Consider the following 11,448-nt stretch of genomic DNA (forward strand, 5'->3'; position numbering starts at 1 on the left):
ATTAAATTTTAGAAAATAGCCCATTTTTTGTTTAATTTAGGCGAAAGTCAACAAAAAAGGGTGGCGAAGCCACCCACACATGTTGATGAAGAGCCATCTTTTTCTTGTTTTTTTTATGAGAAAAAGACCTTGTTTGGCAATAACCCGAAATTTTAAACCATCGGTAAAAATTTAGATTTTACCGATGCAAGAGTTGACTAACCCCCTTTCCAATCTTGAAGCTGAAAAATCAGCCCTGTTAAAACGTTTGCAGGAAATTGACGAGCGGATAGCCTTGCTAAAACGCTCCGCTGCTGTTGTTGATAAGTTTTCTCCTGTCATGGAAAAGGTGAAGTTGTATCAGTCGCTTTTTCAAGGGCGTTCAGATGTCTATGCAAGGCGTTTTGAAAGTGCCAAAACGGGAAAGTCAGGCTATCAGCCGGTATGTAAAAACGAATGGGTGCCGGGAGTCTGCAACAAGCCAAAGGTGAAATGCGGAGATTGTTCAAGTCGATGTTTTTTGCCGATGACTGCATCGGTAATCGAAAATCACTTGAGAGGTGAGGAACCTTGCTGGAATGGTTCGCGCCCTTTTGTTGCTGGGATATATCCTCTTTTAGAAGATGACACCTGTAAATTCCTTGCAGTGGATTTTGATGATGGCGATTGGCTGGATGACGCATCTGCGTTTATGTCGGCCTGTAAGGCGGAAAATATTTTTTCTTCGTTAGAACGTTCCCGCTCTGGTTGCGGTGGGCATGTATGGATTTTCTTTGACGAATGCATTCCTGCGAAACTTGCTCGAGAGCTAGGTTCTGCTCTGATGACGAAGGCCCTTGATTTGCGTCCGCAAATTGGAATGAATTCTTTTGATAGATTTTTCCCGAATCAGGATTTTATGCCAAAGGGTGGCTTAGGAAATCTGATTGCTTTGCCGTTACAAAAAAAGGCTCGTGAGAAAAATCATTCGTCGTTTATAAATCCTGATACCGGTGATGTTTATGAGGACCAATGGGCGTACCTTTCTTCAATACAGAAAATAGGCAAGAGTTTTGTTGAAGATTATGTTTTTAAGGCCAGGTCCCATCGTGAAATTTTGCCTGTTTCAGATGCTTCTGTTGACGATGAACCATGGAAAAGTAGTCCGAGTTATCCTGAAATAAAGGCTGTATTACCGCAAAAAATAAACATCACTATCAGCAATCAAATTTTTATTGAATCTGCGGGGTTGCCTGCCTTATTCCGAAATAGAATTTTGAGGTTGGCATCATTTCAGAACCCGGAATTTTATCAGGCGCAGGCCTTGAGATTGCCGGTGTGGGGAAAACCAAGGATTCTTTATTGCTATGATTTTTACTCGAAACATATCGCGATTCCTGTTGGTTGCTTTGACAAGTTGATTAATTTGCTGCAGCATTATAATATCGAACCTGTTGTTAATGATGAACGAAATTGCGGGCTGCCGATGGATGTTTCTTTTGAGGGAAATCTTTATCCTGAACAGTTGCTTGCTGCAGAAGCTTTGTTGAAACATGAAAATGGAATTTTGTCCGCGACAACAGCCTTTGGTAAGACTATTGTTGCCCTGTGGCTTATTGCGAAACGAAAAGTCAATACATTGATTCTTGTGCATCGTACACAACTTATGGATCAATGGGTGGAGCGAATTTGCGCATTTCTAAATGTTCCCAAAAAAGAAGTTGGACAATTTAGCGGAACTAAGAAGAAGCATTTCGGTAAAATTGATGTGGCTCTGATTTCTAGCGTTTATCGTGATGGAAAAACTGTAGAATGGCTTAATGAATATGGGCAAGTTATTGTAGATGAGTGCCATCATATTTCGGCGTTTTCTTTTGAGCAGGCGGTTCGCCAAAGCGATGCTCTTTATAAGGTGGGGCTGTCGGCGACCTTGTCTCGTAAGGATGGGCAACACCCGATTGTTTTAATGAATTTGGGACCAGTGCGTTATTCTGTTAGTGCGAAGAAACAGGCTACGGAACGAGATTTTTCTCATTCTGTAATTGTGCGAAATACAGATTTTCGTCTCCAGAATGATGCCGCTAAATTGCAAATACAGGAAGTCTTTAACGAACTTTGGCAAGACGAAAAACGAAATGAGCTGGTTGCTGGTGAAATTTTACAGGCTTATAAGGAGCGTCGTCAAATTCTTGTGCTGTCTGAAAGGACAGAGCACCTGGACTGGTTTTACGAACGTTTGCATGCAGATGTTGAACACCTTTTTCTTTTGAAAGGTGGTATGGGAAAGAAACAGCTAAAACGCATTATGGAAGAAATCAATGATGCGAAGATTGATTCGAATATCGTAATTCTTGCAACCGGCCGTTACATTGGCGAGGGCTTTGACCTCAAGGAACTGGATGCTTTATTCTTGCCTTTTCCTATTTCGTGGAAGGGAACGCTGGCGCAGTATGTGGGAAGATTGCATCGCGAATCTGTTGGAAAAACAGAAGTTCGCGTATATGACTATGTTGACGGGAATGTTCCTGTTTTGGCAAGAATGCATCAAAAGCGTGTTAAGGGATACGAGGCTCTTGGATATCACCTGTCGTGATTACTTCAGCGAAATCCTGTCGCGGTTCTGCCTTGTTTCGAAGTTGTAGTTCTTTTCGAGAAATTCCCTAGGCTGGTTGAAAAGTTCCGTAGCCTTTTTCAACGTAATGCCAGAAAAGATGAACCTGCATGCATCCTTGATGGATATGTTGTTCTGCTCGCACATTTTGAAAAATTCGTCGGCATTGTTGCACTTGATGTTCCTTGCGCCGGGAGCAAACTGAAATGTGTCGGCTACATCGTCGGAACAATCTTTCAGTGCAGAATAGAGCAGGGGCTCAATATCTTCGACAAAGCCCTTGCATGCCTTTAGGAAAGCAAAAAGTTGTGCCACATATTTTTGATTTTCCTTAACGCTTGTGACGTCTCCATTTTGGAAAAATAAGGCTAGTGTATTCAGTCCGGCAAGAACGTCTCCTTCGGGAACGAATTCTCGCCAGTCCATAAGTTGATCAATTGGATTTTTCATAGTTTCCTTAAGGTTGTTTTCGCATTGCCTCAAAAAGCATTTTTTCGTCAGGCAATACGGCCTTTAATTTCTCGGGCATGACTTTATATGTAGCAACGCCCATTGGTTGATTGTAATCTTGGAGCAGGTATTCAACATAAGGTTTGTCTGCATTTTGACACAGGATTATTCCGATAACAGGGTTTTCGTTAGTTTTGCGTTCGTCATCGTTCAGCACGCGCATATATGCGGCCAGTTGCCCTAAATATGACGGCTTGAAGTCGCCTTTCTTAAGTTCCACGACAACAAGGCTTTGAAGTTCCCGGTTGAAAAATAGTAAGTCCACCCACATATCGTGATCAAGTTTTTCGAGGTGGATCTGGTGCCCGACGTATGTGAAATCTTTTCCAAAAGTTAAAATGAAGTTCTTGACGTTTTGAACAATGGAATTTTCGACAATGCGCTCGTCGATATCCTGCGGATTTCTTTCATCAATTTCTTCCACATTGATGAAATCTAGCAGATATTCGTCCTTGAACATGGCGATAGCTTTTTGTGCATGAAGAGTTTTAGGCATGGTCAATGCAAAATTATTTGGCATTTGCCCTTGATGGTGAAAAAGATCTGCCTTGAGGTAATTTCGCAGGGTGTATTTATCCCAGTGGTTGATGACGGCCTGATGGATGTAGAACGCTCGTTCTTTTAGCGAGGATGTTTTCAGAAGGATTTCCATGTGGTGAGTGAAACTCAGTGACAGGAATTCTGAGAAGTCTAAATCGTCAGCCAACGGCTGGCGATTTATATCGAGAAGTGCAAAAATCGAAATTTTCGGGGATTTTGGACCGTTTTCGGCATTTTCCAAATCGTTCGCCGTTGGCGAGCGATTTAAAGCGGGCTGCCATGATTCATAAAACAGCCTCATGTTTTTGATGTTTGAGGACGAAAATCCACGCAAACCGGGCAATTCTTGCCGCAGTTGTGCACTGATTGTGTTAATGGCACTTGTTCCCCAGGTTCCTTCGCGAGAGTTTTCCGAAACGAACCTACCTATAGCATAATACAGGGAAAGCATTTGCCTATTCACGGCCTTTGCAGATTCAAGCTGGCTTTCTAAGATTGCGGATTTTATTTGCTGGACGGCTTCATTATAAAATGGGCTTACTTTTTCCATCATCATCTCCTTCCCTGCGGACATGCGAAAACGGCAGGGCATAAATCAAAGTTTATTAAATGCATCTTTGTGCACTAAAAATATAGTTTAGAAAATTTAGGATGTCAAGGGGCGATGAACGAAAAGATGGGGAACGCATTCTTTGACATAACTTGGCAGAAATGCCGGGCATTTGATTTTAGGGTATCTGTCCCTTTTTGCTATTGTATCGTGCACGATATAGTTTGTATATTGCCTACAAAATAGGTCGCCTTATCACAGGAGTTCCTATGTCCCAGGATATTTATCAATTTACGGTGAAGAATAACAAGGGTGAAGAAGTCTCCCTTTCTCAATTCAGGGGCAAGGTGCTGCTGATTGTGAATACGGCTACCAAGTGCGGGTTTACGCCTCAGTACAACGACCTGGATGAACTTTACGATAAGTATGGCCCGCAGGGTTTGGAAATTCTGGATTTTCCCTGCAATCAGTTCGGCAGCCAGGCTCCCGGAACTGACGAGGAAATTCAGGAATTCTGCACATTGCGTTTTAGCACCAAGTTTCCCCGCTTCCAAAAGATTGATGTGAACGGCGAAAATGCCATTCCTCTTTATCAGTGGCTTAAGGCTCAGACTGGCGTGAAGAAATTCAGCCTGAAGCATCCGCTGATGAGCCTGGTGACCATCATGGCGTCCAAGGCCAACAAGCAGTCCACCGGGGATAACGATATCCGCTGGAACTTTACTAAGTTCCTGGTAAGTGCCGAGGGTGAAGTGCTGGGCCGTTTTGAACCTGCGGCTACTGGCAAGGATTTGGAACCAGCTATTCAGAAGGCTTTGGGAAAGTAATCCCATTGACCATTCCTTCTTGACTTACAAAAAGGAACTTCTGGAATTTGGCTACAAGGTAAGCAAGATTTCCATGAAGGAGAAGTTCGTAATGTTTGAGAAGGTTTAGCCTGCGAGGGGCGATGTGGGAACTCTAATAACAAAAATTATATTTGTGCCGTATTTACGATTAGCTGTTACACATAGCAGAAAAGAAAATAATGAAGAAAATCCTCCTTATTCTAATGTCCCTTGTATGGAATGTTTTTGCCTTAGATTGCCTAAACATATTCGTTCATAATGACTTTGGAGGAATGTATGCCTTTCCGGGTTATGTTTTAGACAGCACGTATCTAGCTTACCCAATGGAAGGTTGGGATGGCGAATCTTTTTTTACGGACTATTATTATGAGACCTCAAAATTAAAATGGGATGGCAATACGCTTTCTGAATTATGCAGGTCAAAAAGAGTTGTCGAAGGCGATAAGGTTGACGAATCGAACTACACATGTGCACCATCGCCGGCTACAATTTCATACCAGCAAAAAGACGAATACTTTTCTGTTGTTGGGGATTTCCCAGATAGACCATGGCTAGACCAAAGAATATTCAAGGATTCCATCTTTATTCTCAACTACGAGTATACTGTTGATTCTATTTACAAAGTCATAAAGAATGATTCGATATTTATATACGCAAACAGGGGCCCCGATGATGATGGGGAAAGTAGAGAAGATGAAAAACTCGTTATTGTAAGGGATCCAGCAAACAGCAAGCAGTGCCTGGAATACGAATACTACTATAATGGTGGTGATTGGAAAATAGAAAACAATGTCAGCAAAACCTATACCTTGGAAGAAACCGAAAATGGGTTTGTTATCAAGGAGGCTGCAAGTGACAACGACTATACAATCGTTTATTTCGTGAAGATTGATTCAGAAAATACGACATCTATTGCACGTAACAAACGTCCATCAAATATCAGGAAATTCCAATATTTTGATTTGCTTGGACGCCCTTCTGCAAAAAGAAGAAATCGTATCACGCCTGAGATTTTTTATTAAAGTAGAGCCAAAAATAACCCTACCATTATGAAAGCCTACGTTTATAAAGAACACAAGAAGTTTGAATTGATGGAAAAGCCGAAGCCTGTACTTCAGGATTCGAAGGATGCCATTGTTCGTGTGACCATGGGGAGCATCTGTACCAGTGACTTGCACATTAAGCATGGTTCTGTGCCCCGGGCGGTGCCGGGAATTACCGTAGGCCATGAAATGGTGGGTGTGGTGGAATCCGTCGGTGATGATGTGAAAAACGTGAAGGCCGGCGACCGTGTGACGGTGAATGTGGAAACTTTTTGCGGGGAATGCTTTTTCTGCAAGAAGGGTTTCGTGAACAACTGCACCGATAAAAATGGTGGTTGGGCTCTGGGCTGCCGCATTGATGGCGGCCAGACGGAATTTGTGCGGGTACCTTATGCAGATCAGGGGCTGAACAGGATTCCTGATTCTGTCAGCGACGAACAGGCTCTTTTTGTGGGCGATGTGCTGGCCACCGGATTCTGGGCGGCCCGCATTTCTGAAATCAAGACTGAGGATACGGTGTTGATTATTGGCGCTGGCCCTACAGGCATTTGCACGCTGCTTTGTGTGATGCTAAAGAATCCGGCGAAGATTATCGTTTGCGAAAAGGATGAAATGCGTCGCGAATTTGTGCGCAAGCATTATCCCCAGGTGATTGTGACTACGCCGGAGGAATGTGGTGCGGTGGTGCAAAGGGAAAGTGCCCACGGCGGTGCCGACGTTGTCATTGAAGTGGCCGGAACCGAAGACACTTTCCGCATGGCCTGGGAATGCGCAAGACCCAACGCCATCGTGACAGTGGTGGCCCTCTACGACAAACCTATGACGCTTCCGCTGCCTGAAATGTACGGCAAGAATCTCATCTTCAAAACCGGTGGTGTTGACGGTTGCGATTGTGCCGAAATTCTATCCCTCATCGAGCAGGGTAAAATTGATACCACCCCGCTAATCACCCACAAGTTCCCCCTGCAGGACATTGAAGAAGCTTACCGCATTTTTGAAAATAAGTTGGACGGCGTGATTAAAGTGGCTGTTGTGTAGATGCTTTAGTTCATGTTTTTGCCGCAGCACTTCTTGAATTTCAGCCCGCTGCCGCAAGGACAGGGATCATTGCGTCCGACCTTAGGACCGCTATTTTGGAAAGGAATCCCATTTGCTAATCCGAATGGATTCGCTTTGCTACCTGGTCTAGGCAAGCTAAGCGGAGTGTGCCCTAGGTTTGTCCACATTCTGCAATTGTTGTTGAATTCCTGCAACGGCCTAAGCACTCTTTCAACTTCGTTTATTTGGTCAATATGCTGCAAGCAAACCAATTCAAAGGCAAGTCCTTGCCAACTGTTGATTCCTGGGGTGTTAAGGGAATGGGTCCAGAACTTGTGATTCCGTTTTGAATAACCCTTGATGAACTTGAGATGGAACAGTGTATAAAAATCTACAAGCTTAAAAATGGATCCTTTCTTCTTTCTGCCAAAAGGTGTGAAACTTTGTATAAAATCACAACGTTCCAGATTGTTCAGGTACTTGGTCAGTATCCCGCCGGTGAGGTGTATTTTTTCTGCGATAAATTCCCTGGTAACGCCCTTCTTATTTTGTGCCAACAATTCAACGATGGATATGTATTTTTCGGCATCATTGAAAAGCGTGGTGTACAGTTCCTCGAACTCATTTTGCAGTCGTGCATTTTTTTCAAAAAATAGGCTGTCTATATTTTGCGCAAGGCTCTTTTGACCGTCCAGCAAACTCAAGTAGTACGGCACTCCGCCCAGGGTAAAGGGTGAAAGATAAATCTGCTGGGTGATGCGGTTATAGAGCCCACCCTGATTGCTGAATAGCTTTTCAGCCTTCCACGATGTGGCCGAGCCGGTTGCGATGAGGTAGATGTCGTCGCGGAGGTTTGCCCAACCGTTCCAGAAGTTTTCCAGGGCGCTGATGAACTTGGACTTCGGTGTGTCTATCCAAGGCATTTCGTCGATGAAGATGACTTTCTTCTTGGTTTTACTTTTTTCCAGAAGTTTTTCCAACGCAAGGAATGCTTCACTCCAGTTGCTGAATGAAGGTATGGTTGCGCTATCTTTTCTGTCTTCCTATCATATCTTTACCAAATGTATTGTTTTTGGTAAGATTTGGTAAATATTATGCTGTTGTGATCAAAGTGCGATTGTGTAGAGTTATTTCTTCAGCAGATTGGAGTGGCTGCCTGTACGGGTAAGCGTCAGTACAAGTGGTGCTGTTTCTGAATTAGTTTGACATCGCTTTTGAAAGAGAATGTCATAAGAAAGTGTATACATCTTGGATGAATTTTGAAAAAATATCCGAGAGGTGTGATGTAAAGTCTTTTTTGGAGTTGTTTTTTTGTTAGATTAACCCTGTATGGAAAATCATCTTTATTGGATTACTGATTTAGTTTATGTTGTTGTGCTTGCCATTATTTTAAGGCATTCGTATATCTATCGCGACGAAATTTCTCCCCTGAATCGAGCCTTTAGAAAATTGCTTGCCTGGAGTGTTTTTTTCTGTTTCCAGGATGCGGTCTGGGAACTGTCTAGTTTTGAGGCGGTAGGTATCCCCTCGTTGTTCTTTGTGACATCGACGGTGTTTCATGTATGCACAATCGTATCGGCTTATTTCTGGTTAGACTTCTTGCTGACCTTCCTGCGAAAAGGGATTCAGCATCAGAAGGTTTTTCGTGTTTTTGGCGTTGTGATCGTTTCTTTGCAATTGATCCTTGTTGTTCGCAATTTCTTTTACCCGACCATATTCTCTATATCAGAAGATAACGCCTATGTCGCCGAAAGCCTGCGCTGGGTGGCCATGCTGGCCCCGCACTTGATTATTGTGGTGGCCGGTCTTGTGATGGCCTACTTCTGTATCAAGAATAGTCGCAAGGATGATGGCCGACAATTCCCTGTTCTGATGTTCGTCATCATGCCGTTTATTTTTGGAATTCTCCAGTTGCAATTCTCGGGCTGTCCGTTCAACTCGATGAGCTATTTCATTGGTTGTTGCATCGTCCATATTTTTATTGCTGCCCGTGAACACAACGAACGTATGACGGTGGAGGCGAATACCGATGGCCTTACCAAGGTGTTTAACCGCCACGCCATGGAAGAAGACGCTAAACGTTATAGGAATGAGCCGTTGGAAGATTCTGCTATTGTATATTCCATAGACATTAACGGGCTCAAACAGGTAAATGATAGCCTGGGCCAGGAAGCCGGTAATGAATTGGTGTTGGCTGCTGCGGCCTGTATTTCCAGGGCATTCGGTTCCAAAGGAAAGGTTTACCGATATGGTGGTGAAGAGTTCATGGTCTTGGCTCGTTTTGATGGCGATGGAACCTTCTTTAAAACGAGACTTTTAAATGAAGTCTCTCGCTGGCAAGGTCAAAAGGTGAAGGAACTTGCGCTGTCCATTGGCTTTGCCGAAAAGCGGAATTTCCCCATGTCAGATGTGGTTGAGTTAAAGGCTATCGCTGACAATATGATGCGATTGGACAAGAGTAACTATTATAGGAATAAGGGTGTCGACCGTCGAAAATTGCGTGAAGCCTTCGGGGCGGTCTGTAATTCCTATACGAAGATCCTGAAGTTGAATTTGGCTACGGATACTTTTGACATTGTCCAGATGGATCCCAGCGAAAGAGACCCGCGTCGAGGCTTTTCTACGGAACATTCCAAGTGGCTTGAAAATTACGCCCGACAGGGTCGGGTGTATATAGATGATGTGAAAAACTTTTTGCAACAGACCAATCTTGAAAATCTGCGCAAGCATTTTGTGAATGGGCGGAAATCCTTCTCGTTTGTCTATCGAAAGAATACCAAGCTAGGTGTAGAAACAGCCTTGATGGAACTCTTGAGAGCGTCCGATTACACCGATGAATCCCCTAACGTTTTTCTGTATGTTAAGAGCATGAACACATCGGTGAAGAAATCGGACTAGGAACTTGCTTAAATCTTGCAATCCTTGATTGCAGTAAGGGAGCCTGCGGCGTATGCCTTTTTGATGCAGTCGGCGATGGATTCGGCTGCATCAATTACTTCCTGGGAAATGATAGTGCCGTCTGATGTATCGGAAGGCTGGGAATTTGCCTTGATGATTGAATCTGCAACGGCTTTTGCAACGGAGTCTGCGATGGCGGCTTGAATGGAATCAGCCCTTGCAGCATCTTCGATACGTTTGTCCTTGATTTCCTGATACATCTTCTTGCTGATGCGGTCGATATTGGTCCCGTTCTTGGCAACTATTCTGATTATGCCTTCTCTGGCGGCGTAGTAGAATTTGCCTACGTTACAGGAATCACCCTTTTTTTGGGGCGTTTCAAGGATAAGGACATTTTTGTAGTACGTGTCGTTAATCGAGACAGAATCCTTGTATTCACTTTTGAAAAACGGATTGTCCTGGTCGTTTTCGTCTATCGGGCGAGAGCTGACAAAAGCGTTGACTTCTCCGCAAGTGACAAAAATGGATCCTCCGTAAGTTGTTGCGTCTATTCTTAGTCCGAGTTCAATCGGCATGGTGCTTGCGACTCCCTCGTATTTCAATGAAGGAATGTCGTCTTCGGTAAAAGAAATAGAGTGCCTTATTTCATCTGTAAAACCATGGGAGTCCTTGAAGTAAATGGAACTATCCTTGGTAAAATGTTTATGACCATCGACGTATGGGATTAATGTGTCGGAGAAATATAGATGGTCGTTGGCTGAAGACGAAGAATCCGAGCAGCCGGTAAAATACAGTGCACTCATGGCAAGGATGAGAAATCTTTTCATTAGTATCCCTCCCTTTCGTTCAAGGTGATGGAACTTTCGTCTTCTAGGTCGATTCTTATGATTCCCGATTTCTGATTGTAGTAAACCATGGCTCCACTATTGAGGGAACTAAGGTCCTTGACCACGGCTACGTCGTGATAGGTATTCTTGTTGACTTTTAGCGATTCAATCAAAGTGTCTAGATTGTGAGATGTAGACGGATCGTCTAGATAGAATTCGTGCTTGCCTATGGTAGCCTTGATCGTTCTGATAGAAGTGCTTGAGGAATCGACGGAACTGGCATTCAGCTTGATTGATAAGATGGGGTAGTCGGATTCCAGCCAAACATCTCGAAAGACCTGGCAAGACATGCTGTCTGCGTCGTTAAGCGCCTTTGTGACGGTGAGAAAGATGTCTTGTCCGTCGGAATGCTTGAATGGAATTTTTTCGTTCAGTTTGTACTTACCGAAATTTTTCTGATAGTCATTCAGTGAAGAAACGCGACTGCAGGATCTGTATGAGCCTGTGGTTGTGCTGGTGTCGTCGGCACATGCGATGAAACATGCCGAAGAAAGGGCTATAATAGCGAGATGTGTTCCTAACCTTGTATTTTTCATGAAAATAAATATAGACAAAAAGAACGGCT

10 protein-coding genes are annotated in these 11,448 nt (G+C 43.6%); 5 read left to right on the forward strand and 5 right to left on the reverse strand.

Annotated features, from left to right (window positions below):
• Window positions 1-184: 184 nt before the first annotated feature.
• Window positions 185-2,551 (forward strand): TOTE conflict system archaeo-eukaryotic primase domain-containing protein, encoded by a 2,367-nt coding sequence (locus tag BUB94_RS14760; RefSeq protein WP_073238444.1) that lies wholly within the window; start codon window positions 185-187, stop codon window positions 2,549-2,551.
• Here the strand turns inward: BUB94_RS14760 and BUB94_RS14765 are convergent, their stop codons facing one another.
• Window positions 2,552-3,019, reverse strand: coding sequence for a hypothetical protein (locus tag BUB94_RS14765; RefSeq protein ID WP_139260265.1), 468 nt, complete (start codon window positions 3,017-3,019; stop codon window positions 2,552-2,554). It abuts the gene before it with no gap.
• 7 nt (window positions 3,020-3,026) lie between these two features.
• On the reverse strand, window positions 3,027-4,169 hold the full coding sequence (locus BUB94_RS14770) for a PDDEXK nuclease domain-containing protein (protein ID WP_371586086.1): 1,143 nt from the start codon (window positions 4,167-4,169) through the stop codon (window positions 3,027-3,029).
• A gap of 269 nt (window positions 4,170-4,438) precedes the next feature.
• On the opposite strand from BUB94_RS14770, the gene BUB94_RS14775 reads away from it, so the two are divergent.
• From BUB94_RS14775 to BUB94_RS14785, 3 genes are all read left to right on the forward strand, one after another.
• A complete protein-coding gene (locus BUB94_RS14775) occupies window positions 4,439-4,996 on the forward strand; it encodes a glutathione peroxidase (protein ID WP_073238450.1) in 558 nt (185 codons plus the stop codon).
• Between the two features lie 200 nt (window positions 4,997-5,196).
• On the forward strand, window positions 5,197-6,039 hold the full coding sequence (locus tag BUB94_RS14780) for a hypothetical protein (RefSeq protein WP_073238453.1): 843 nt from the start codon (window positions 5,197-5,199) through the stop codon (window positions 6,037-6,039).
• A 27-nt stretch (window positions 6,040-6,066) separates the two neighbouring features.
• Window positions 6,067-7,098 carry an alcohol dehydrogenase gene (locus tag BUB94_RS14785; protein WP_073238456.1) on the forward strand — a complete coding sequence of 344 codons (1,032 nt, stop codon included), beginning with the start codon at window positions 6,067-6,069 and terminating at the stop codon, window positions 7,096-7,098.
• Window positions 7,099-7,103: 5 nt separating this feature from the next.
• Here BUB94_RS14785 and BUB94_RS17255 read toward each other — a convergent pair whose 3' ends face one another.
• Entirely contained in the window at window positions 7,104-8,078 is a 975-nt protein-coding gene (locus BUB94_RS17255) for an SEC-C metal-binding domain-containing protein (RefSeq protein WP_073238459.1), read from the reverse strand.
• Between the two features lie 349 nt (window positions 8,079-8,427).
• On the opposite strand from BUB94_RS17255, the gene BUB94_RS14795 reads away from it, so the two are divergent.
• A complete protein-coding gene (locus BUB94_RS14795; RefSeq protein WP_073238460.1) occupies window positions 8,428-9,996 on the forward strand; it encodes a GGDEF domain-containing protein in 1,569 nt (522 codons plus the stop codon).
• Between the two features lie 8 nt (window positions 9,997-10,004).
• Here the strand turns inward: BUB94_RS14795 and BUB94_RS14800 are convergent, their stop codons facing one another.
• On the reverse strand, window positions 10,005-10,823 hold the full coding sequence (locus tag BUB94_RS14800) for a hypothetical protein (protein WP_073238463.1): 819 nt from the start codon (window positions 10,821-10,823) through the stop codon (window positions 10,005-10,007).
• Window positions 10,823-11,419 carry a hypothetical protein gene (locus BUB94_RS14805; protein WP_073238466.1) on the reverse strand — a complete coding sequence of 199 codons (597 nt, stop codon included), beginning with the start codon at window positions 11,417-11,419 and terminating at the stop codon, window positions 10,823-10,825. The genes BUB94_RS14800 and BUB94_RS14805 overlap by 1 nt, the downstream gene beginning before the upstream one ends.
• Window positions 11,420-11,448: the final 29 nt, after the last annotated feature.

The sequence above is a fragment of the Fibrobacter sp. UWH9 genome, from assembly GCF_900129715.1.
Classification (GTDB): Bacteria; Fibrobacterota; Fibrobacteria; order Fibrobacterales; family Fibrobacteraceae; genus Fibrobacter.

Excerpts from the sequence above, each read along its gene's own strand:
- BUB94_RS14760 (WP_073238444.1), top strand. The coding sequence starts at position 185 with ATGCAAGAGTTGACTAACCCCCTTTCCAATCTTGAAGCTGAAAAATCA.
- BUB94_RS14765 (WP_139260265.1), bottom strand. The coding sequence starts at position 3,019 with ATGAAAAATCCAATTGATCAACTTATGGACTGGCGAGAATTCGTTCCC.
- BUB94_RS14770 (WP_371586086.1), bottom strand. The coding sequence starts at position 4,169 with ATGGAAAAAGTAAGCCCATTTTATAATGAAGCCGTCCAGCAAATAAAA.
- BUB94_RS14775 (WP_073238450.1), top strand. The coding sequence starts at position 4,439 with ATGTCCCAGGATATTTATCAATTTACGGTGAAGAATAACAAGGGTGAA.
- BUB94_RS14780 (WP_073238453.1), top strand. The coding sequence starts at position 5,197 with ATGAAGAAAATCCTCCTTATTCTAATGTCCCTTGTATGGAATGTTTTT.
- BUB94_RS14785 (WP_073238456.1), top strand. The coding sequence starts at position 6,067 with ATGAAAGCCTACGTTTATAAAGAACACAAGAAGTTTGAATTGATGGAA.
- BUB94_RS14795 (WP_073238460.1), top strand. The coding sequence starts at position 8,428 with ATGGAAAATCATCTTTATTGGATTACTGATTTAGTTTATGTTGTTGTG.
- BUB94_RS14800 (WP_073238463.1), bottom strand. The coding sequence starts at position 10,823 with ATGAAAAGATTTCTCATCCTTGCCATGAGTGCACTGTATTTTACCGGC.
- BUB94_RS14805 (WP_073238466.1), bottom strand. The coding sequence starts at position 11,419 with ATGAAAAATACAAGGTTAGGAACACATCTCGCTATTATAGCCCTTTCT.